The organism is bacterium, assembly GCA_037127815.1.
In the GTDB taxonomy this organism is placed as follows: domain Bacteria; phylum Patescibacteriota; class Minisyncoccia; order Phycocordibacterales; family CAIZLB01; genus CAIJKW01.
Map to the genome: position 1 here is coordinate 274,690 of JBAXXP010000001.1, position 23,793 is coordinate 298,482.

At 35.6% G+C, this 23,793-nt stretch carries 20 protein-coding genes; 19 read left to right on the forward strand and 1 reads right to left on the reverse strand.

The annotated features are described in order from the left end of the window. Window positions 1-84 precede the first annotated feature (84 nt). From WCQ00_01480 to WCQ00_01520, 9 genes are all read left to right on the forward strand, one after another. The gene (locus WCQ00_01480) at window positions 85-1,644 is read left to right on the forward strand and encodes a UDP-N-acetylglucosamine 1-carboxyvinyltransferase (protein ID MEI6042216.1); all 1,560 of its coding nucleotides are present in this window, start codon (window positions 85-87) and stop codon (window positions 1,642-1,644) included. A 101-nt stretch (window positions 1,645-1,745) separates the two neighbouring features. Beyond that, window positions 1,746-2,021: a type II toxin-antitoxin system RelB/DinJ family antitoxin gene (locus WCQ00_01485; GenBank protein MEI6042217.1), complete on the forward strand. Its 276-nt coding sequence runs from the start codon at window positions 1,746-1,748 to the stop codon at window positions 2,019-2,021. Window positions 2,022-2,024: 3 nt separating this feature from the next. Next, window positions 2,025-2,285, forward strand: coding sequence for a type II toxin-antitoxin system mRNA interferase toxin, RelE/StbE family (locus WCQ00_01490; protein MEI6042218.1), 261 nt, complete (start codon window positions 2,025-2,027; stop codon window positions 2,283-2,285). A gap of 103 nt (window positions 2,286-2,388) precedes the next feature. After that, window positions 2,389-3,807, forward strand: a complete 1,419-nt coding sequence (gene pyk / locus WCQ00_01495) for a pyruvate kinase (GenBank protein MEI6042219.1) — start codon at window positions 2,389-2,391, stop codon at window positions 3,805-3,807. Window positions 3,808-4,012: 205 nt separating this feature from the next. Further along, the gene (gene radC, locus WCQ00_01500; GenBank protein ID MEI6042220.1) at window positions 4,013-4,786 is read left to right on the forward strand and encodes a DNA repair protein RadC; all 774 of its coding nucleotides are present in this window, start codon (window positions 4,013-4,015) and stop codon (window positions 4,784-4,786) included. Between the two features lie 20 nt (window positions 4,787-4,806). After that, window positions 4,807-5,514, forward strand: coding sequence for a 16S rRNA (cytidine(1402)-2'-O)-methyltransferase (gene rsmI / locus WCQ00_01505; protein ID MEI6042221.1), 708 nt, complete (start codon window positions 4,807-4,809; stop codon window positions 5,512-5,514). Window positions 5,515-5,609: 95 nt separating this feature from the next. Then, window positions 5,610-5,777 carry a hypothetical protein gene (locus tag WCQ00_01510; GenBank protein MEI6042222.1) on the forward strand — a complete coding sequence of 56 codons (168 nt, stop codon included), beginning with the start codon at window positions 5,610-5,612 and terminating at the stop codon, window positions 5,775-5,777. Beyond that, window positions 5,755-7,278: a putative glycoside hydrolase gene (locus tag WCQ00_01515; protein ID MEI6042223.1), complete on the forward strand. Its 1,524-nt coding sequence runs from the start codon at window positions 5,755-5,757 to the stop codon at window positions 7,276-7,278. Before WCQ00_01510 ends, WCQ00_01515 begins: the two co-directional genes overlap by 23 nt. Before the next feature lie 105 nt (window positions 7,279-7,383). Further along, complete coding sequence (locus WCQ00_01520) at window positions 7,384-9,474, forward strand: hypothetical protein (GenBank protein MEI6042224.1); 2,091 nt, start codon at window positions 7,384-7,386, stop codon at window positions 9,472-9,474. 66 nt (window positions 9,475-9,540) lie between these two features. Here the strand turns inward: WCQ00_01520 and WCQ00_01525 are convergent, their stop codons facing one another. Next, a complete protein-coding gene (locus WCQ00_01525; protein ID MEI6042225.1) occupies window positions 9,541-10,422 on the reverse strand; it encodes an alpha-1,2-fucosyltransferase in 882 nt (293 codons plus the stop codon). Between the two features lie 115 nt (window positions 10,423-10,537). On the opposite strand from WCQ00_01525, the gene WCQ00_01530 reads away from it, so the two are divergent. The 10 genes from WCQ00_01530 to gatB all read left to right on the forward strand — a co-directional run bounded on the left by WCQ00_01530 (window position 10,538) and on the right by gatB (window position 23,727). Continuing rightward, complete coding sequence (locus WCQ00_01530; GenBank protein MEI6042226.1) at window positions 10,538-12,922, forward strand: O-antigen ligase family protein; 2,385 nt, start codon at window positions 10,538-10,540, stop codon at window positions 12,920-12,922. Between the two features lie 127 nt (window positions 12,923-13,049). After that, window positions 13,050-14,036: a hypothetical protein gene (locus tag WCQ00_01535; protein MEI6042227.1), complete on the forward strand. Its 987-nt coding sequence runs from the start codon at window positions 13,050-13,052 to the stop codon at window positions 14,034-14,036. Between the two features lie 196 nt (window positions 14,037-14,232). Next, entirely contained in the window at window positions 14,233-14,376 is a 144-nt protein-coding gene (locus WCQ00_01540; GenBank protein ID MEI6042228.1) for a hypothetical protein, read from the forward strand. A 158-nt stretch (window positions 14,377-14,534) separates the two neighbouring features. Next, window positions 14,535-17,117: a preprotein translocase subunit SecA gene (gene secA, locus WCQ00_01545; protein MEI6042229.1), complete on the forward strand. Its 2,583-nt coding sequence runs from the start codon at window positions 14,535-14,537 to the stop codon at window positions 17,115-17,117. A gap of 10 nt (window positions 17,118-17,127) precedes the next feature. Continuing rightward, window positions 17,128-18,078, forward strand: coding sequence for an SDR family NAD(P)-dependent oxidoreductase (locus WCQ00_01550; GenBank protein ID MEI6042230.1), 951 nt, complete (start codon window positions 17,128-17,130; stop codon window positions 18,076-18,078). A gap of 87 nt (window positions 18,079-18,165) precedes the next feature. Further along, the gene (locus tag WCQ00_01555; protein MEI6042231.1) at window positions 18,166-19,188 is read left to right on the forward strand and encodes an AI-2E family transporter; all 1,023 of its coding nucleotides are present in this window, start codon (window positions 18,166-18,168) and stop codon (window positions 19,186-19,188) included. A gap of 2 nt (window positions 19,189-19,190) precedes the next feature. Continuing rightward, window positions 19,191-20,297: an MYG1 family protein gene (locus WCQ00_01560; protein ID MEI6042232.1), complete on the forward strand. Its 1,107-nt coding sequence runs from the start codon at window positions 19,191-19,193 to the stop codon at window positions 20,295-20,297. Window positions 20,298-20,359: 62 nt separating this feature from the next. Next, window positions 20,360-21,385: a GTPase ObgE gene (gene obgE / locus WCQ00_01565; protein ID MEI6042233.1), complete on the forward strand. Its 1,026-nt coding sequence runs from the start codon at window positions 20,360-20,362 to the stop codon at window positions 21,383-21,385. 141 nt (window positions 21,386-21,526) lie between these two features. Further along, window positions 21,527-22,024, forward strand: a complete 498-nt coding sequence (locus WCQ00_01570) for an NYN domain-containing protein (protein ID MEI6042234.1) — start codon at window positions 21,527-21,529, stop codon at window positions 22,022-22,024. A 128-nt stretch (window positions 22,025-22,152) separates the two neighbouring features. Next, window positions 22,153-23,727, forward strand: a complete 1,575-nt coding sequence (gene gatB, locus WCQ00_01575; GenBank protein MEI6042235.1) for an Asp-tRNA(Asn)/Glu-tRNA(Gln) amidotransferase subunit GatB — start codon at window positions 22,153-22,155, stop codon at window positions 23,725-23,727. Window positions 23,728-23,793: the final 66 nt, after the last annotated feature.

A 23,793-nucleotide genomic window follows, 5' to 3' on the forward strand; every position in this document is an offset into this window, starting at 1 on the left:
TGAATCTATAAGTTATAAAATCTGCAGGGTAACCTGTGGATTTTTTAATTGATTTTTGCAATATACCATATATGATATATGTATATGAAAAGCAAAACAGAGTTAAAAGTCAAAGTATCTACTAATCCTAAGGTAACAGAAAGTAATAAAAATTTGGGATTCTTTATTAAACAACTTCGAGAGGATAGAAATCTAACTCAAACAGATTTTGCTAAGCTTTTGAAAACATCACAAAGTGCGGTAGCTAGGATTGAGAATGGGGGACAGAACATGACAACAGAAGAATTGAATAGAATAAGTATTGCTCTTGGAAGAAAAATTATGACTATTTCAGATTCTATTGATGTAGAAATTAATGGGGGAAGAAAACTTTCTGGAACTATCGCAACGAATACATCTAAAAATGGGGCGCTTGGTCTTATTTGTGCATCACTTTTAAATAAAGGAAAAACTCGTCTGCATGGAATACCTCGTATTGAAGAGGTTCAAAGAATTATAGAATTAATGGAAAGTATTGGTATTTCAATAAAATGGATTGAAAAAAATACTTTGGAAATTATTGTTCCAAAAAAGTTAAAAACGGAGAATATGGATAAGGTCGCAGCAGGAAGAATTAGATCCGGCTTGATGATGATTGGCCCAATGATCCATCTAGAAAGTATATTTAAAATACCTCACTCAGGAGGTTGTAAAATGGGTCAAAGGACAATCTCTGCTCATAGATATGGTCTAGAAGATTTGGGTGTAAAAATTGATACAAAAGAGGATCATTATCTAATTCAATCAAAAAAACTAGCGCCCGCTCATATTATAATGTCAGAGTCTTCCGATACTGCGGCCGAGAATTTATTAATGGCGGCAGCCCTAATAAAAGGGAAGACTACAATTCAGTTTGCACCACCAAACTATCAGGTTCAGGAAGTATGTTTCTTTCTGGAAACCTTGGGTGTGAAAATTGAGGGCGTTGGTTCAACCACGTTAATCGTTCATGGAATTGATGAAATTAATATGGATGTTGATTATTATAATAGTGAAGATCCAACAGAATCTATGATGTTCATTACAGCAGGTATTGTAACTGGATCTACTCTGACTATAACGAGATGTCCAATTGATTTTCTAGCCCTGGAAATGTTTAAGTTAAAAAAGATGGGATTGAAGTATAAGCAGACATCTGTTTATTATGCTGTGAATGGTAGAACAAAATTAGTTGATATTACTATTTACCCATCAAAACTAGTTGCTCCACTTGATAAAATTTCAGCCCAACCATATCCTGGAATTAATACTGATAACCTGCCATTCTTTGTGCCAATTGCTGTGTTGGCTAAGGGGACAACTTTGATTCATGATTGGATGTGGGAGAATAGAGCAATTTATTTTACAGAGTTAAATAGGCTTGGGGCCAATATCAACCTGGCGGATCCTCACAGAGTTTTTATTCAAGGGCCCACAGAATTGAAGGCTGCACAAATTGTTTGCCCTTTAGCACTACGCCCTGCAATGATTATTATGGTTGCCATGCTTGGAGCAAAAGGAAAATCTATTCTTAGAAACATTTACCCAATAAGCAGGGGGTATGAGGATATTGCTGAACGATTGAATGGAATAGGGGCGGACATTAAGGTGATAAAGGAGATATAGTTTTTTAGATATATACAACTTAAGTAAGTGGTTTAGCGAGAGGTTTGATACAATTATTTTACATACTTGCAAAATACATGCATTTTGCATATAATATATGTATGACTACAAACGTACAAATAAGAGTAGACACAAAGTTAAAGAATGAGGCAGAAAAGACTTTGAATAAACTGGGTCTGGATTTACCTACGGCTTTTAGAATTTTCCTAAATAAAATAAACATTACTGGGGGAATACCTTTTCCTGTAAATAATGATAGTTATTTCAATTATACAAAAGAACAGGAGGATGAGATACTGGATGCCTATAAAAATGGTAAAAGATCAAAGGAGTTTAAAAATGCCAAGGAATTAATTAAGCATCTAAGGTCTCAATAAAAAATGAAGATAGTTACTACAGATAAGTATGATAAAAAATATAAAAAACTAAGTAATAATCTAAAAGATAAGATAGATAGAGCACTGGAGAAATTTGCAAAAGATCCTTTTGACCCATCTCTACTAAACCATGGTCTACAAGGAGGACTTAATGGTTTTAACTCTATTAAGGCAGGTTTTGATTTAAGAATTATTCTTAAGGAAGAGAATGGTTATATATTGGTTTTACTGATTGATTTAGGAAAACATGATCATGTTTATTAGACCGTGTTATTATAAAACCTCTGTTAAATCCCTAAGGCCTTTATTTTTAGGCGTTTTTATGCTAGGATGTGAATCTAATTAAAAATAAATTAAATTAAACATTATGCACCTTGGTAAAAAGACTAAAATAGTGGCTACAATCGGCCCTGTTACGGAATCGACAGAACAATTAAAAAAGATGTTAAAGGCAGGAATGAACGTTATGAGAATGAACTTCTCTCACGGAGATTTTGCTGAACATCAAGCAAAGTTCAATAACCTTAAAAAGGCTATTGAGGAAACAGGTATGCCTTGCGCAATCATGCAAGACCTTTCTGGTCCAAAGTTTAGAATCGGAGATTTCTACCAAGATCGTGTAACTCTAAAAAAAGGAGATTTTATTACTCTAACTCCTGAGAAAATTGTTGGAGATGAAAAACGTGTTTCAATTAACTACCCAACACTTCACCTAGAACTTAAGGTGGGAAATATAATAATGGTTGATGATGGTAAGAAACAATTCCAAGTTGTTGAAATAAAGGGAAGTGAGATTAAGTGTAAAATTCTAATCGGAGGTGAGACAAAAGGCAGACGTGGAGTAAATCTTCCAGGTGCATACCTTAAGGTTAGTTCTCTTACAGAAAAAGATAAGAAGGATATTGCTTTTGGAATCAAAAATAAAGTTGATATTGTTGCCTTTTCTTTTGTTAGAACAGGGGATGACGTTAAAGAGCTAAGAGGAATTCTTGATAAAGCAAAGTCTAAAGCTATGATTATGGCAAAGATTGAAACACAAGAGGCAGTGGACAATATCGATGAGATTATCGCACTTTCTGATGCTGTGATGGTTGCTCGTGGGGACTTGGCTGTGGAGATTGGATATGAAAATACACCACTTGTACAGAAGATGATTATCAAGAAGGCTAATGAAGCTGGAAAGCCAGTTGTTACTGCAACTCAAATGTTGGAATCTATGATTAAGTCTCCAGTTCCTACTCGTGCTGAGGTATCTGATATTGCCAATGCAATCCTTGATGGAACAGATGCTGTTATGCTTTCTGAGGAATCAACTCTTGGGGATTACCCAATTGAAGCTGTTGAAATGATGTCAACTATCGCACTTAAGGTTGAGAATTCAGAACACCATGCAGAGATGTTGTGGGGAATGCAAGCGCATCACATAGGTGTTGGACATTCAACAACTCTTGCTGCTATGGAGGCTGCTGAGAAGGTTGATGCAAAGTATATTGTTACTCTAACTGAGTACGGATATGCTGCAAGAATGGTTTCAAGAAATAGAGGTCATCAACCAATTCTTGTTTTAACTCCAAATCCTGTTTTGTTTAATCAAGCATGTCTGATTTACGGTTGTTATCCAATAATGGATGCAAAGCATAAGACTTTTGAAGAAGCTTTTGCAAACGTTAGACCATTGCTTACAAAGAACAAGCTTGTAAAGAAGGGGGATAGAGTAGTAGTTGTATCTGGAATGCCATTTGCAAAGACTGAAGAGTCAAATGTTATGTTGATAGAGACAATCTAGTTTAAGGATTAAACTTAAAACATATAAAAAGTCATGTTTACAAAAGACCTCAGAGATGAGGTCTTTTGTATTAGTATTTGGTTAATTTTTGAATAGATATAAAAATACATTCCTGGTGCATCTTGTGTCACTACATAAAATCTCCAGTTTTTCTTTAGAATTTCTTTATAGAAACTTTAGAACTATTTGCTATAGTATTCTGGTTATGAAAAATTCATCAAATAAATTAGTTCCTTATGTTATTAAAGATACAGACCTGATTATGTCATCAGTCCCAGAGCCTGGGGAAGGTAGCGTTCGTGTCTATGACTTACGCTTTAGAGATTTACCTCAAGAGGAAAAACCGCGAGAAAAATTAATTGCATACGGCCCAGCCCCACTTTCTCTAGCAGAGCTTGTTGCAATTGTTCTAAATGTTGGAACAAAAGCAGAAGACGTACTATCTATGTCCAAACGTCTTGTAAAGGAATATGGAGTAAGTGCATTGTCTTCACAAATTAATCCAGAACAACTTTCACAGGACTTGAATATTCCCTTAGGAAAAGCGTGTCAAATAGTTGCGTGCAGTGAAATTGGCAGGCGTCTTTATAAAAAGAATGATATCGGTCTTGCTGTTATAAGGACAGCAAAAGATGCCTATGATTATTTGGTAGATATGCATTCTTTACCCAAAGAGCAATTAAGAGGCATATATTTAGATACTCACAATAGAGTTATTCATGATGAGGTCATTTCTATTGGAACTATTAATACAAACATTGTTCACCCAAGAGAAGTTTTTAGACCAGCCCTTGAGTATGGTGCTGTTGCGGTTGTTTTGGCACATAACCATCCGTCAGGTGTAGTTACTCCAAGTACAGCGGACATTGAAATTACAAAGCAGTTGGTGCAAGCTGGAAGAATTATTGGTATTCATGTTTTAGACCATGTTGTAATTATTAAAGAAGGTTTTCAAAGCATAGGGGTTGATTATCAGTAAAAATGTAATACAATCAGACTATGTCAACACTTTATGTAGTCGGAACTCCAATAGGAAACCTAGAAGATATCACTATGCGCGCTATACGTGTATTAGGAGAGGTTGATTTGATTTTATGTGAAGACACTAGAACAAGTAGAACTCTACTAAATAAATATGAAATCAAAACAGCTACAATGTCTTTTCATACTCATAGTGGATTAGCTAAGATTGATAAGATAATAGAAATGTTAAAAGAAGGGAAGGACCTGGCGCTTATTACAGACGCCGGGACTCCCGCAATCTCTGACCCTGGATCTCTGCTTGTTTCAAAGGTAAGAGAGGTATTGGGTGATGATGTTGAAATCAAAGCTGTACCTGGACCATCTGCTTTAACTGCTGCACTTTCAATTGTTGGACTTCCAGACCACCAATTTACATTTATTGGTTTTTTACCTCATAAAAAAGGTAGAGAAACTCTATTTAATAAAATTGCAGAAGCAAAGAAGGAATCTTTTGTGTTTTATGAGTCAACACACAGAATAGAAAAAACCCTGGAGTCATTAAAGGAATATTTTGAAAAGTCAGAAACTCCTAATAGAAAAATATACCTAGCCCGCGAGCTTACAAAAATGTTTGAGGAATGTGCTGTTGGAACCGCAGAAGAATTGATTGATAGAATAAAATTAGATAGCAATAAATTAAGAGGGGAGTTTGTTGTTATTGTTGGACCAAATTTTACACAATAAACGAAACGTATTAGAGTTGCCTAGGTTATTTTATAATCGCCCATGCGAGATAGTCTAAAATTGGAACTATTATCAATTTTTGCTATACTGACTACATGAAAAAAATAAGGACTGTTCTCATTGTATTGGGTCTGGTTATTGCTTTGGTTCCGGTATTTCTATCAGTTGCAGGAGGCTTTAAGAATTTAGTAATTGAGGCACTCGGTTTATTAGTTGCTGTTTTATCTTATCTATACGTTCATGAACAGCAAAAAAAGAACTAACAGTTCAAAGAATCTAAAATATATTAAACATCTTCTTGGAGGCAAGAACGTGCCTTTTATTTTAGGTGGGTTATTTTTATTAACCATAGTTTTGTTTGTTTTACCTAATATCCTTTCTGTAACTTTTGATGCGAGTCACATGAAGGCAAAGGTTAGTGATTCTGTTTCAGCATCAGCGTTAGGTCAATCAGCCTCAACGTCGAGCGATACAAATCAGGTTCTATCGGCAAGCGCCATTGCATCTTCATCGTCAATTATTGCCTTTGATCCAAATAGTTCAATCATACAAACTCAAGCCGGCGCAACTCATTTAAAGACACCTGTAGCACTTAAGGCTGTCTATATGTCTAGTTGGGTTGCTGGATCAAATGATTTTAAAAATAGAATAAAAAAAATGATTGCGGATTCTGAATTAAATGCCGTTGTCATAGACTTTAAGGATTCAACAGGAATGCTTTCTGCAAAAACAGGTGTACCTGAAATTGATAATGAGGGATGTACCGAGAATAGAATTAGTGACATCAAAGGTCTTATAAAGGAATTTCATGATTTAAATATTTATGTAATCGCAAGAGTCGCTGTTTTTCAGGATTCTTGTCTAGCTAAAAAACATCCAGAATATTCTGTAAAAAGAAAAAGCGATGGTCTTATTTGGAAGGATAGAAAAGGGATGTCTTGGATGTACGCTGGATCAAAAGAAGTTTGGGATTACAATATAAAAATTGCCAGGGTTGCATATTCAATAGGTTTTGATGAAGTTAATCTGGACTATATAAGATTCCCGTCAGATGGAAACATGAAGGATCTAAGCTATCCGGTAGCTATTGTTAATGACCCAATTGCACAAAAACCAAAACCAGCTGTAGTTAAGGCGCCAAAGGTAAGCACTAAAGCTGGTACTAAAATTTCCAACAAAGCTTCTGTTATTGTAGCTGTTGCAGCTACTACCACTGAACTGATACCAATAACTGAAGCTACCGTTATCTCCACAACTACCATCGCATATGATGATTTAAGTTTAAATACTAGGGCTAATATATTATCGAGATTCTTTACCTACATGGATGGCGAGCTTAGAAAAAGTGGAGACAATAGACCTAAAATTTCTGCTGATGTTTTTGGAATGGTTGCAACAAATACAGATGACTTGGGTATCGGTCAATTACTAGAAAAGATTTTACCTCATGTTGATTATGTTTCTCCTATGGTTTATCCATCGCACTTTGGACCAGGTTGGAACGGTTACACAAAGCCTGCAACCAGACCTTATGATGTTATATTTGTTTCAATGAGTAAGGCAGTTGCACGAGCAAAGGCAATAGGTCAGGATCCTTTAAAATTAAGACCATGGCTTCAAGATTTTAATATGGGTGCAACATATACTCCCGCAATGGTTAAGGCTCAGATTACAGCAGCATACGACGCTGGGCTTACTAGTTGGATGATGTGGGACCCCGGAAATAAATATAGTAGTACAAAACCTATTCTATTACAGAAATAATTTCAATTTTAAAAGTAATGAATCTTGCAGAGGTGTGATATTCACATAGCGTTAAAACTTTTTTGGCATTATACTGTATACAGTAATCTATACATTAATTAATATATGCAAGACGATGAAAAAGTAACATACTTCGCAGAGACTGATGCTAGAAATAAGCATATTCGTTTTGGTATTAAGGCAAAGGATAGAGCTCGCCATGTTTATACTATTGGAAAGACAGGTATGGGTAAATCAACTCTACTTGAAAATCTAGCTATACAAGACATTCAGAACGGTGAAGGAATTGCCTTTGTTGATCCACATGGAAAGTCTGCGGATTTACTTTTAGAGTACATTCCAGAACATCGTAAAAAAGACGTTGTATACTTTGCTCCCTTTGACCTTGATTTTCCTATTGCTTTTAATGTTCTTGAGGATGTTGGTATCACAAAGAGACACCTTGTTGCAAATGGTTTGATGAGTGCGTTTAAGACAATCTGGGCTGATGCTTTTTCTGCCAGAATGGAATATATTTTAAATAATATAATGCTTGCTCTTTTGGAGTACCCTGGTTCAACACTGATGTCAGTTAACAGAATGCTTACAGACAAGGAATTTAGAGCCACTATTGTTGCTAATGTTACAGACCCTACTGTTAAGGCTTTTTGGATTGATGAATATGGAAAGTATACAGAAAAATTTGCAGCAGAAGCGGCTCCTGCAATTCAAAACAAAGTTGGACAATTTGTTGGTAACCCACTTGTTAGAAACATTATTGGTCAACCTGTATCTGGTTTTGATATTAGAGAGATAATGGATAATAAGAAAATTTTGATAATCAACTTATCAAAAGGACGAGTAGGCGAGGCAAATGCAAATCTTTTGGGAGCAATGTTAATTACAAAAATTTATCTTGCAGCTATGTCTCGTGCTGATTTGAAAGAGGAAGATATAAAAAAAGCACCTCAGTTTTATTTATATGTGGACGAGTTTCAAAACTTTGCAAATGACTCTTTTGCTGACATTTTATCTGAAGCTAGAAAATATAAATTAAGTTTAACTATTGCAAATCAATACGTAGAACAAATGCCAGAAGAAGTTAGGGCTGCTGTTTTTGGAAACGTAGGAACAATGATTACTTTTAGAATTGGGGCTTATGATGCTGCCGTTTTTGAAAAGGAATACGCACCAGAGTTTACAGCAGAGGATTTGGTGAACCTGCAGCAATATCAAATGTATTTGAAGTTAATGATCGATGGAGTTACATCTCGTCCATTTTCTGCAATCGGCATGGCTCCAATTAAGAAGCCGGAGGTTTCCTATGTTGAAGAAATTCTTAATCTCTCGCGAGCTCAATTTGCTAACCCAAGAGAAAAAATTGAAGAAGACATCAGAAATTGGCACGTTGAAAAGATTGGCGTAAAGACACCTTCTAAAACATCAATAACTACTGGGTCTACAGATAGAGGTGATGACAGACCAAGTGCAAGAGCGAGTGATAGGGTTGCCGAGAGGGATGGCGATAGATCCAGCTCAAGAACATCAAGTAGAGCTCGTGATGATGGTAGGTCCAGCATGGGGTCTGGTGATAGGTCAAGTCTTAGGTCTGGTGAAAGATCTGTAAGCAGACAGTCTGATAGACCTACACAAAGCTCAATTTCCGAAAGATTAGATGATAATAGACCTGATTTAAGATTGGTACAAAAACCTGTGGTTTCCAATGTTGAGAGGACAGCTGAAAAACCTAGAGAAAAAATAGTAAAATCTGAAAGTATACCTGCCAATGAAGTTATTTCATTGCCGCCGCAACAAAAAACACAGTCAATCGCACAACATCCTGTGTATATACCTAAACCTGTATTAGTGCCACAGCCTGCATTGGTCAAACCACAACCCGTCCGCCCCGTTTCTTTGAATTCACTAGCTGGCGCAACTGAAAATAAATTTAAAAATAATCAAAAGGAAATCAAACCAGAAAATGTTGCCGCACTGAGGAATGCTTTGCTTTCGGTAATGGGGGAGAGTTCTTCATCTATTCAAAATGTAGAAAAACAAACAGAGCAGGGTTCAAAAAACGAATCAGTAAAAAGCGAACCTGAAAAAAATGAATCTGTAAATAATAATAGAAGGGAAGCAGAACAAAATATTTCTAATAGAAGAAATGGTGAATTGACACCGGATGCATTAAAGAGAATATTGGATATTGAACAGTAGAAAAACTAATTGAAAGAAACTGGATTGAAGAAAACACACTAATAACAGAAAAAAAAAGGGGGGGGGCTAGATCTTTATCCAACCAAGCGGAGTAACATCATTTGTATTTGCACGAGAGTCCTTAACCCATCTTTTTGGAGCTATTACAATCTTGTCTTTTTTTGGATTAAGCCATGCACCCCACCAACTAAAGGATGAGTTTGCTATAATATTGTGATTACAATATCCCATAAGAATAAGTTCCTCATGGTCTAAAATTTCTGGTCTTGAAACACAAACAAATGGTACATCTGTCTTTAGGTTCTCCTTAACCCAGGATATATCATCTGAGAAGACAAATAAAACCAATTGCTTTCCACACAGCTTTGCTTGTAGGGTGGATATTGCTCTTTGATAATATGTCATATCAAGTGCACCATGATATGCCGCTGCATATTTATTTGTAGTATAATCACATCTTCTTATATGAACTGACGCGCTGACCCCACCGTTATCAGCAACTTGTTTTATTCTATCTCTAAAAAGTTTTGCTTTCTCACCAAGTTTTTCTTTTAGAGTAAGGTCAGATCTTAATATGGTTTCAATATTAGAAAAATATTTTTCACTTTGCCAAAAACCCTCCACGTGTGAACCATCCTTAATGTCTAGATTTTCAGGTGTAAAGATATATCCATTATAAGGATTAGCTGTATTTTTTATCGCATTCTTTGCTTTTTCATACAATCTCTTGAAAAGACTAATATTGGAGTCATTAACATCATTTGATATTGACGCCTGCAGATTGAAGCAGTTTATTTGAAGCTCTCGTTCAGTGTCTATTTCTGACTGATTGTCATATCCAGATACGTCAAGAATAAGAGGGGTCTCCAGTTTTAGAGAAACAGCTCTACCGTATGCATATTGAAATAGCTGGTTTCCCAAACCGCCCTTTAATTTAACCGTTATCATATAATCTTAGTGTACGATTTTTAGCACTATTTTACAAATAGACAGATTGGCTAGTCTGTGTCTTTAAGCTTTTAATCCTGAAAATGGTAAACGACTATGATATACTTTTGCCATTATGAATAAAACAAACAGTTCAATTTGCGAATTTTTGAAATACGCAATAATCGGCCTAGTTTTTCTAGTGCCCTTCGCAGATTTAGTAATATCAGAGTCTCTATATTTCCCGTTTATAACAGGTAAGGGTTTTGTAGCCAGGGCAATAGTCCTAGTTATTGCTCTTCTTTATACATCTTTGGTTATCAGAGACAGAAGCTATTTACCTAAGAAAACGCCTGTTGTTTGGGCTGCAACAACTTTTATTTTGGTATTGCTAGCTTCAACAATAAACTCTATTGATCCATGGAAGAGTTTTTGGAGTAATCAAGAAAGAATGGAAGGTTTTGTCACACTAGCTGAAATGTTTGTTTTATTTATTGTATCAACTGGTGTTTTTTCAAATGTGTTTGCAAGAACCTCAAAAGAGAAAGGAATATCAACAGCTTCGCCTTCAGATTTTGGTGTTTGGAAATGGTTTTTAAATACAATGCTTGCACTCAGCGTTATTATGGGTATTTATGCATTCTCAAAAATGCAGAACGCTGATGATCGTATCTTTGGAACATTGGGTAACTCTTCTTATTTGGGAGGTTACGCAATGGCGCATTTCTTCCTTGCAATGTATTTGGCGATAGACGTTATTAAAAGAATGTCATTATCTCTTAGAAAAATACCTGTTAAGGCTCGCGAGAATTTTATTTTCATTGATGTATTTCTTTCATTAATTTATGTTGCTGTAGGAATATTTAACCTTGCTGTGATGTATCAAACAGGAACAAGAGGTTCTTTTGTTGGACTAGTAGCGGGGCTATTTATTACCGCCGTAATTTGGGCTATAGCTGAGAGAAAATTGCCAATATTTAGATGGATTGGAATTGTGTCACTAGTTATAGTTGTGGCCATTGTTGCTTTCCTTGGAGTTAATAAAAATTCTAATTTTGTTAAAACTAACAATCAACTGAATAGATTTGCTCAACTTATTACATGGGATGTAAGCAAGGTTCTGTCTGATCAAGGTCATTCAAGAACAATGCTTTGGAAAATGTCATACGAGGGTGTAAAAGAAAGACCGTTGTTAGGATGGGGACAAGATAATTTTCCTTATGTATTTGCAAAGTACTATGATCCAGCTATGTATGCACAAGAGTCATGGTTTGATAGAACTCATGATGTATTCTTTGACTGGCTAATCGCAGCTGGATTTTTAGGCCTACTGTCATATTTGGCATTATTCTTGTCTGCGATATATACATTGTGGAAAAAAATTAACGATGATTGGAGTGTGACAGAAAGGGCGGTGATTACCGGAATGCTTATTGCATACTTTGTTCACAATATATTTGTGTTCGACAACCTTGCAAGTTACATCTTCTTCTTCACAATTCTGGCGTTTATAAACACTCGTGGACAAGGGAATATTGAGTCAAAGAGTATTCCTTTGGTTAAAGGTAATTCTGTTTGGATTCTTGACGTTGTTGCTGTTATTTTAACTGGTTATGTAATATGGATTGCTGTTCTATCGCCATATAATTCAAGTGGACAGTTAATTCAATCTATGCAAGATAAGCAACAAACTCTTGTTGGTGGTAAGGCTCAGATAGTAGCAGCAGACCCTAAGGTTAGATTTGGACTAATTAAAGATGTTTTGAGTGCAAATAATCTAACTAGATCAGAAGCTCGCGAGAGATTGGTAGATATTTCTGTCGCAGCGATTACGCAGTCCGCAAAGACTGATCCAGCTTTTGCTAAAGAAGTTTATGATTATACAGTGGATCAATACGGTAAAGAATTTGCTGCTTCAAAAATGGATCCAAGACCATACTTTTTCTATTCTATATTCCAACAAAAGCTTGGTATGAATGCAGGAGCGTTAGAGACAATTAAAAAAGCAGTGGATCTTTCTCCAACTAAGCAGTCATTCTTGTATACGGAAGGTCAATTGTTAATGACGTTAAACAGAAGAGATGAAAGTACAGAAGTATTTAGAAAAGCTTACGAACTTGATAAAACAAACGTAGATGCTCTAAAGTATTATGCATATAGTCTAATAGAGAATAATAAAGCAGGGGACATAGATGCATTATTAAATGAACAAGTTAAGATTGACCCAACATTCAAAAATGATTCTGTTTGGGCTGATCCCATGGTCCTACAGGCGCTACTTGATACAAAATCATTTGAAAAAGCAATTTCAATTGCAAAACAAAGAATCGTAAATAATCCGCAAGACATACAGGCTGTAATTTCACTATCTGCTATATATCTTAAGGCGGGTGATAGATATGCTTCTATAGAGGAACTAAAGAAAATAAAAGCACTTAAGCCTGAATATACAGCTGACGTTGATAAGTATATTAAGGATATACAAGATGGAAAGGATCCTTCCTCACAACAGACTCAATAGTAGGATGGATCTAGGTGAGGTAAAGTGAGATTGTACCAGCACGTCATTTCTCAATCGCACAAATACCTAAATAAACATGACAATATTTTTTGGTCCGCACAGCTTAAGAAACAAAATTCACACACTAATGTCCAAAACCTGGCTTGGTGTGGTTTTTGAATTTACAATAATTATTTTTGCAATTATCGGACTTCTTTTTGCATCTGTTTTTGTAGGTATGCGATTTGGACTATTAAATGTTAAAGGCACAATAGATGAAAGAAATAAGTTTTTCATAGGTTCAGATACAGGTTCTACATCTACGTCCACGTCAATAGATTCAAATGCTCAAACAGGAGATTCAAGAGGTCTTAGTCCCGTGAGTATAAGTGATGAAAATACAAGATTAAATCTAGCTATAATTGGAAAGATAGAATCAGAGTTTAGAAAAAATATGACTGAGGTTAGAAAATCTATTTTTCCGGATATAAGTTTTGCATGGATAAATACAAGTGAATGGCAAACATTAACAGCGGCTCTGACAAAAGATAAAGAGGTGATTAAAAAAGCGGCTAATGACGCATCTATTAGTCCACGTCTTTTAGTTGCTGTTGTTATCGCAGAGCAAATAAGATTTTTTACTTCTGACAGAGAAACATTTAAGAAGTTTTTTGAGCCTTTGAAAATACTAGGAACATTATCTCAGTTTTCACTAGGAGTTAGTGGTGTTAAACCAGATACTGCAAAGGCAATAGAAGATAATTTAAAAAACCCAAATTCTGAATTTTATATTTCTAAAGAATATGAAAATCTTTTGGATTATGAGACTGTTCAGAATGATGCAGATAGGTATGCGCGCCTAACAGACAGTCACAATCATTATTATTCTTATTTATATACAGCTTTGTTTATAAAAGAGATTGAATCACAATGGTCCAGAGCAGGCTATGATATCTCTAATAGACCAGAAATCATTTCAACAATTTTTAATTTAGGTTTTTCAAAATCTATTCCTAAAAATAATCCTGAAGTTGCTGGTTCTGTAATAAACATTGGAGGAGAAAAAATTTCTTTTGGTAGATTGTCTTACGAGTTTTACTATTCAGGAGAGTTACTAGATATTTTTGGATTCTAATAATATTCTAACGCTTTGTAAATTAAAAAATAAATAAATAAAAAATATTTTATAAAAATAAAAATAAAAATAAAAAAGTTATCCACAATTATTTTGTAAATAAAATTGTTATTAATTAAAAAATGTTAGATAATTAACTTAACTACATGTGCATCGTCGGCGCGTGTAACATTAAAAAAATAATTTCAATAATAATATGGCAGCAAAAAAGAAAGTAGCAGCAAAGAAAGTAGTTAAGAAAGCTGTGAAGAAAGTAGTTAAGAAAGTTGCAAAGAAAGCTGTGAAGAAGGCAGTGAAGAAAGCAGCTCCAAAGAAGAAAGTTGCAGCAAAGAAGAAATAATCCAAAAGATTTTTTCCACTTTAATAAGAACCTCGCTTAGGCGGGGTTTTTATTTTGTTTAAATATATTTATGTAAGAAGAAAGTAATTTACGCTCGGTATTCTCTTTCTTTTCTGTGGCCTTTATGAGGCGTCTATTTTGTGCTAAAATGGCCCTATATGAGTATTATATCTGATCTGTTTTCCATCTCTAAAAAGCAGGTGGCTAAGTATAGAAAAATCGTTGATATTATCAATGGATTTGAGCCTTCTATACAAGCCTTATCTGATGAGGAGTTAAAAGCAAAAACTGAGGAGTTTAGAAACCGTTTAAATGGCGGGGCTGTTTTGAATGACATTCTACCAGAGGCTTTTGCTGTTGTTAGAGAGGCTTCACACAGAACCCTTGGTCAACGCCATTATGATGTTCAGTTAATAGGAGGTCTAGTTCTTCACAATGGAAATATTGCAGAAATGAAAACTGGAGAAGGAAAGACTTTGATGGCAACACTAGCTGCGTACCTGAATGCAGTTTCAGGAAAAGGAGTTCATGTTGTAACTGTTAATGATTATCTTGCAAGAAGAGATGCTGCTTGGATGGGAGAAATTTATTATGCACTTGGATTATCTACCGGTGTTGTTAATGAAGGGGAGTCTTACCTTTATGATCCAGCTGCTGTTGTAGAAAGATTAGGCGAAGAGGCAGAAGAAAAACTAGAGAAAAAAGAAGATGAAGTCGGGGCATTTAAAATTGTCTATGAACTACTTAGACCAACAGACAAGAAGTCTGCGTACCTAGCTGATATAACTTATGGAACAAATAATCAATTTGGGTTTGACTATCTACGTGACAACCTAGAACAAAGACCAGATGATCTAAGACAAAGAGAATTTAATTATGCGATTGTTGACGAGGTTGACTCAATTTTGATTGATGAATCAAGAACTCCCTTGATCATTGCATCTCCTTATGCTGATTCAGGAAACTTATATGTAACTTTTGCAGAACTATCAAAACATTTAGAAAAAGATGTTCACTACGTTGTTGATGAAAAATTCAAAACAATATCTGTAACGGACGCTGGAATTGATGCTGCAGAGAAAAGCCTTGGAGTAACTAATATATATAGTGAGGGTGGTGTTAAGTATGTTCACCATATGGAAACCGCCATTAGAGCAAAGGCATTGTTCCATAGAGATGTTGATTACATAGTAAAGGATAATGAAGTTATGATTGTTGATCCTTCAACAGGAAGACTTCAACCAGGTAGAAGATGGTCAGAGGGTTTACATCAAGCTATTGAAGCTAAGGAAGGAGTAGAAATTAAAAAAGAATCAAGAACTTATGCATCTATCACATTCCAAAACTATTTTAGAATGTATCCAAAGCTAGCTGGAATGACAGGAACTGGTCTTACAAGTCAGGAAGAGTTTTTGAAAGTCTATGGACTTGATGTTATTGAGGTTCCAACACATCGCGCAATTTCTCGTGTAGACAAAACCGATCTTATTTTTAGAACAGAAGCTGCAAAGTTTAGAGCTATTGCAAAAAAGATTAAAGAATTGAATCAAGTAGGACAGCCTGTTTTGGTTGGTACTGTTTCAATTGAAAAAAACCAATTGCTATCAGAGTTTCTAAAGAAAGAGGGAGTTCCTCATACATTACTAAATGCAAAACCAGAATTTGCAGAGAAAGAAGGAGAAACAGTGGCTCAGGCCGGAAAGAAGGGTGCTGTTACTATTGCAACAAACATGGCTGGACGTGGGGTTGATATTAAACTAGGAGGAGCACCGGGATCAAAGGATTTATATGAAGAAATAAAATCAGTTGGGGGGTTGTATATAATCGGAACAGAAAGACATGAAGCCAGAAGAATTGATAATCAATTAAGAGGAAGAGCTGGAAGACAAGGGGATCCAGGCGAAACTCAATTCTACGTTTCTTTTGAAGATGACTTGATGAGAATTTTTGCAAACGATTTTCTTAACAGTGCATTGGATAAATTGGGAATAGAAGAAGACCAACCGATTGAAACAAGAATTGTGTCAAAACAACTTGAAAGTGCTCAAAGAAAGATTGAGGGTATTCACTTTGATTCCAGAAAACATACTCTTCAATATGACGATGTTTTAAATCAACAAAGAAGTAAGGTATATTCAAGAAGAAAGAGAATTGTTCTATCAACTCCCGAGGAAGTAGAAACAGAGCTTGCAATTTTCTTGACAACATCAACAGACGAGGAAAAAATGGCAATAGAAAATAGACGTGCTCAATTTAAAGGACAAGCTATTGCAAATGGGTTTGCAGAAGCAGATGCTGAGAAACCTTTCTTGTATACTGCTAGAAATATAATTCTACAAACAATAGACCTGTTCTGGGTAGATCACCTAGAGATGATGGAGTACTTGCGTTCAAGTGTGTCGCTTAGAGCGTATGGACAAAGAGATCCTCTTGTTGAGTACAAAACTGAGGGACTAAGAATGTATAAGGATATGGAGCTTGGTGTTTCTGGAGAGATCACGAGACTGCTTCAATTGGTGAGTGGAGAAATAACAGTAAATAATACACCTGTAAAGACTGTTGGATTAAGAGCTGATAATACATTAGAGGATCAATCTCAATCTCAAGGAGTTTACTCTGGTGATGTATCAAATGCCGCAAACTTTGTTGCGTCTTCTGCTCATGGAGCTGATAAGGTTGGAAGAAATGATCCATGTCCATGCGGCTCTGGAAAGAAATACAAAAAATGTCACGGTCAATAGAGTTTCAAACATGTCTAAACGAGTAATAATTACAGGTGGTGCAGGCTTCATAGGTTCACATACTGTAGAAGAGTTTCTTTTACATGACTATGAGGTTGTTGTAATAGATAATTTGAGCTCAGGACTGAAAAAAAACCTAGAAAATGTTTCCGAAAAAATTAAATTTGTCGAAGGGGATATTCGCGACAAATCGTTGTTAACTGAAAATATAAGAAAAGGGGATATTGTGGTACATTTGGCTGGTTTTATATCTGTACCAGATAGCATTCTAAGACCAGAGGAGTCACATGATATAAATGTAAATGGTACAAATACATTGTATGTTGTAGCAAAAGATATGGGTGCAAAGAGAGTTGTTACAGCTTCATCTGCAGCAATATATGGCGAGCCGGAAATGATACCTCAAAATGAAAATAATAGTTTGAAATCTTTCTCTCCGTATGCGTTACATAAAACTATTATAGAAAAATATGCGGAATTATACTCTAGAATTTTTTGCGTAGAGCACGTAGCAATGAGATTTTTTAATGTATATGGTCCAAGGCAGGCATCATCAGGCGGTTACGCTGCTGTAATTCCAATATTCATGGAAAAAATTAAAAATGACATACCTGCTGAAATAAATGGCGATGGAAGTGCTGTGCGTGATTTTATATATGTTAAGGATGTAGCGAGGGTTTTACGTCTTGCTGCTGAATTTGAAATGACTAAGGATGTTAGTAATTCTGCTGTTCCAGCTGTGCTTTTTAATTATTTCAATATAGCAACAGGTAAACCATCAACTATAAATGAGCTTTGGTCTAATCTTTGTAAGATTATGGACAAGGATATACAGCCAATTTATAAACCATTTAGGATAGGGGATGTACATACTAGTTTAGCGGATGTTTCAAAAGCAAAAGAGATGCTTAAGTTTGAGGCAGAGACATCTTTTTTTGATGGTTTGAAAAGTATGTTATAGAAACCCTTATTTAAATAACTCTAGGTTTGTTGGGTAGTTAATTGTGACGCAAGACCTAAAACTTTTTTTATTGTATAATATCAACATATGAACAATAAAAAACCACAAATATTTTTTGGAGTAGCCTTAGCTATTGTCTTTGTGCTGTCAGCTTTGGTCCTCCTTCCTTTTTTAACAACATTGGTACTCGCTGTTATCTTATCAGTACTGCTTAATCCTATATTTAAAAGAGTTACAAAACTATTTTTCAAGAATAAAACTATAGGAGCGTTAATGACTATTATTTTGTCATGTATTTTAATCTTCATACCAATCGGCCTACTTTCATATCAGCTGTTTCTAGAGGCTCAAAGTGCATATAGTTCATTTGGAGCATCGGGGGCGTCAAATATCGTGACTCTGAATCAATCAATTAATGAGAACCTCAGATCAATGATACCAAGTATTGATGTTCATTTAGAAAAATATATTGGAGATTTGTATACATGGTTAATATCTAATCTAGGAAACCTGTTCTCTGGTACATTTGATATTTTCCTAAAGACTTTGATTATATTAGTATCAATGTTCTTCCTGTTGAAGGACGGGGAGTTTATTCAAAAGAATATAAAGGACATGATTCCAATTTCATCCGATGTTTATGATTACCTGGTCAAAAGCATGAAGGTAACAATAAATTCCGTGGTGTTTGGCTCTATTGCAATTGCCATTATTCAAGGAGTTTCATCGGGAATTGGATTCGCAATTTTTGGTATTCCTAATTCAACAATGTGGGGAACAGTAGCAGCAGCTGCTTCATTCATACCAGGCTTTGGTACTGGTATTCTCTTTGTGCCAATGATGTTGTATGCCTTTTTGTATGGTTCTCTTTTTCAAGTTTTCGGGTTATTATTATGGGCCATGATTTTTGTTAATGCTATTGAAACATTTTTGAGACCTATGATTATTCATAAGTCAGTCAATATTCATCCTCTGTTCATTATATTTTCAATACTTGGAGGAATTAGTTTCTTTGGACCAGTTGGTTCAATACTTGGTCCGCTAATTCTAGGTCTACTGTTTGCTATGATAAGGGTTTATAAAATGAAGGATATCTCAATCGCTAAATAAAAATGATAAAAATACTAAAAAAAATAAAAAAAACATTAATACATAAAACAAAAAATATAGTTAATCTGGAAACAGGTAAGGCTGGAGGTCGCGATGCTAATCATATTTTAATTGCCACACACGGCTCTAATTTTCATCCAGATGATGTTTGTGCAACAGCGGCCGCGTTGCTATATTACGGAGTAGACAAGACAGGGTTGGGGAAATTTTTGCATGGCTTTAATGAGCTACAAGAAAAGCATAATGGAGAGTTTGTTAGGGTTGTTAGAACATTAGATAAAAAAGTAATGGACAAGGCTACTGTCCTAATGGATATAGGACGCGAGTATGATGAAAAAAGAAAGAGATTTGACCATCATCAAGAGGGTGGAGCAGGAAAGAGAGAAGACGGAACACCCTACGCTTCATTTGGGCTGGTTTGGAAGAAGTTTGGTAAAAAAATAGTAGGTAATGCTGATGTTGCTGAATATGTAGACAAAATGTTCGTTAAACAAATCGATGCAATGGATAATGGAATAAGTATTGCAAAAAGCATGTTCGCAGACGGTACCTCACCACTTCTTTTTGAGGACATAATTAGACTAGATTGTGACCTTGTCTTTGGATTAAACCTAGAACCTCAGGAGATGAATAAGGTTTTTGACAAGACTTTCTTTAAATTAGTACCTTTGGCCCAAAAGATGATTATAATGACAGCTCTCAAGGGTTATGCTATTGTGGAGGCTGACAAAAAGCTGGAGCAATTATACAATAAAGCCGTAGATAAAAGGGTGATAATTATGGACAAAAAGACACCTGTCAAGTTATCAAACTTCAAAGAGCCTTTGTTTATGGTATATCCTTCACTTAGGGGTGGTTGGAATGCCCAAGCTGTCAGAATAGGATCTGGGTCATATGAGTCTAGAACTCACTTCCCAAAGAGCTGGGAAGCAAAGGATCCAGCTGATTTGCAAAAGATAACAGGCGTTCCGGATGCTACATTTTGTGCCTCAGGTAGATGGTTAGTTGCTGCTGGAAGCAAGGCTGGAGTCTTAAAACTCGTAGATCTAGCATTGAAAGAGATTGAGGCTGGTAGAGAAAAGGTTAAGATTGAGTTTGATCAAGAGTAGGTATATAGGGCTAGGTGCTATAGTAGGCCATCCCACTAAATTTAAATAATAACAAAAAATATATGGCGTTTATAGACGAAATGACAATTAGGATGAAGGCTGGAAATGGAGGAGATGGAGTGGTTAGATGGTTGCATGAAAAGTTTAAGGAGTTTGGTGGTCCTTCTGGTGGAAACGGAGGAACTGGAGGTCATATATATGCAAAGGCTGTGAGAGATTCATGGCTGCTGTCTAGATATCGTCACACAAAAGAATTCGTTGCACAAAATGGTCAAGCTGGAGGAAACAAAAGTATGCACGGATCAAATGGTGAGAACCTATATGTAGAAGTTCCTGTTGGAACAATTTTGAAGAACCTTACAACTGGGGAGGTTTTTAGACTTGATAAGGAAGGTCAAGAAACTATGATTTTAAAGGGAGGAAATGGAGGTCTTGGAAATGAAAACTTTAAATCATCAACAAACCAAACTCCAGAAGAACATACTCCTGGAAAGATTGGAGAAGAAGCAGATTTTCACATTGAAGTTGAAATTATTGCTAGTGCTGGACTAATTGGTTTACCAAACGCAGGTAAGTCATCACTTTTAAATTCACTAACACGCGCTGAAGCAAAGGTTGGTGCATATCAGTTTACAACACTAGAGCCAAACTTAGGTGATTTGTATGGTCACATTCTTGCTGATATCCCAGGTATTATTGAAGGAGCAGGGGAAGGAAAGGGTCTTGGTCATAAATTCCTAAAACACGTAAGAAGAACAAAAATGCTTCTGCACTGTATTTCTATTGAAAATGAAATAGAAAATCTGGGTGGACACATTGGAGGGATGGAAGAAATTTACGATGTTATAAGAGAAGAACTTGCTTCATTTGACGAGGAATTAGTTAAGAAGGAAGAAATAATTATCTTCACAAAATCAGACTTGCTACCACCTGGGGACGCACAAGAAATTGCAGAAAAATTTATGAAGAAAAAGTTTGCTGGAGAACTAGCGGAGGGAAAGAAGTACTTTGTTATTTCTGTTTACGATGTGGACGCTATCAAGCATTTTTCTGATGAATTGATGAAGATTTTGGAGGTGTTGGACTAGGGGATGTTATAAAAGAGATAATAAAATAGTGGGTGCGGAGTATGGTGCTTAGCCCCCTTTATTTTTGCAGTGAAAATCTTTTGCTTTTCTTTATCAAAACTTTCGTGGAATCACATGTCTAATGTGATAGGTTGTTGAGTAATGCGCAATAACCTTAAAAATGTTGCTTACATCGACAATACCAATTTACACAAAGGATGTGAATCCGAAGGTTTTAATATTGATTATATAAAATTACGTACATATTTAAGAGAAAGACTTGATGTCGGAGTGGCCTATGTATTTATAGGATATGTACCCGGAAATGAAGAAAGATATAGAAAATTTCAAGAGCGAGGTTATACTTTGATATTTAAACCAACTATTCAGGATGGAATCGGAAAAATCAAAGGTAATTGTGATGCTGAATTGGTATTACAAGCCACCAGGGATTGTTGCGAAAATAATTTTAAAAAGATGGTTATTGTATCTAGCGATGGTGATTTTGGATGTCTCATTCAGTTTTTACAAGAAAGGGGTAAGTTAGAAATAGTATTGAGTCCTAGAGGAAAAGAAAAATGCTCGACTCTTATCAAAAGACTTGCCTCCAAAATAACTTTTTTGCCAGAAGTGAAGCATTTAATTAGTAGAGATGGATAAATTAATATAAATGAATAGCCCCCATTGCGGACGAAACCGCAACAGGAGCTATTCGAGGTGATACTTGGTATTATATACAAATCAAACGGGTTGTCAAATACCTATATTTATATTATCTTTAACTACATATGACACAAACAGACCCTGTAATAAAGACTCAAAACAGCTCAATTTTGCCTGAAAATACATATGTCTCACCAAATACTGGTAAAACATACTATCCGGTAGTCGGTCTTGAAATTCACGCAGAACTTAGAACAAATTCTAAGATGTTTTGTTCATGTAAAAATGATCCTGATGAAGAAAAGCCAAATACTAATATCTGTGCAATATGTATGGGTCATCCTGGGACTCTTCCTGTTATAAACAAGGAGGCTGTAAAACATGTGATAAAAGTTGGAACAGCAATTGGGGCAAGTATTGCAGATTATACAGAATGGGATCGTAAAAACTATTTTTATCCTGATATTCCAAAAGGTTATCAGATTACACAATTTGCTTTTCCTTTGATTACAAATGGAGTTATTAACATTGACCTTGGTGGTGGATTACCTTTGCAACCTGTCAAAATTACAAGAATTCACCTTGAAGAAGATACTGCAAGCTCAAGTCACACAAAAGGGGACTTTAGTCTCGTTGATTTTAATAGAGCTGGTGTTCCTTTGATGGAACTTGTAACTGAACCTGTAATTCACAGTGCAAAAGTAGCCGGTGCATTTGCAAGAGAATTGCAATTATTACTTAGATATTTAAACGCTGGTAATGCAAACATGGAAAAAGGGGAGATGCGTGTTGAGGTAAACATCTCTGTTTCAACCGAGCAAGGAGTTTTTGGAACAAAAGCGGAAATTAAAAATCTAAACTCATTTAGATCAGTTGAGCGTTCAATTGAATTTGAGATAAGACGCCATGTGGACGTAATTGAAGAAGGAGGAAAGATTGTTCAAGAGACAAGAGGTTTCGATGAGACTACAGGGAAGACATTTTCTCAGCGTGCAAAAGAAAATTCAAATGACTATAGATATTTTCCAGACCCTGACCTTCCAAAGATTTTTATTTCAGAAATTCCAGAGCTAGCACCAGATAGAATAAAAACAGAAATTGGAGAACTTCCATGGGAGAAACGTGCAAGATATAAGAAGGATTTTGGCATGAAGGACGAGGATGCTGAAATGTTTGTCCAGAATGATACTTTTAGAAAGTTCTTTGATTCTTTTGTTGGTGCAGAAAATGCTAATCATTCTCCTGAAAAAATAAAGGTAGGTATTAACTACATAACATCAGATATCGCGGGGTTAGTTAAGAAGTCTTCAAAAACTGATATATTAATTTCGGTACCATTCTTTATAGAGATGATCGATATGATTGATAAGGGGGAGCTTTCTTCTCGTGCTGCAAAAGATATTCTATTTAAGTATTGGGGTACACAGGCGGAGGGCGGAGCATTTGTAGAAAATATTAATGATGAAACTCGTTCTCCTAAGCAGATTGCTGAACAAGAAGGTTTGATACAAAAAAATGATCCAGAAGCTCTTAAGAAAATGATTCAGGAGATAATTGATGTAAATCAAGGTGTAGTTGCTGAGTATAAGGCTGGAAAGGAAGCTTCTCTACAATTCTTACTGGGGCAGATTATGAAAGTAAGCAAGGGATCTGTGAATCCTGCTGTTGCAAAGTCAACTTTAATTGAAATCATTAAGTAAATAGGTTTTTAGGCTAGGTGTTTTTCTATTGGTTTCTTTGCTATAATGATGTTAAGTTACTATTAA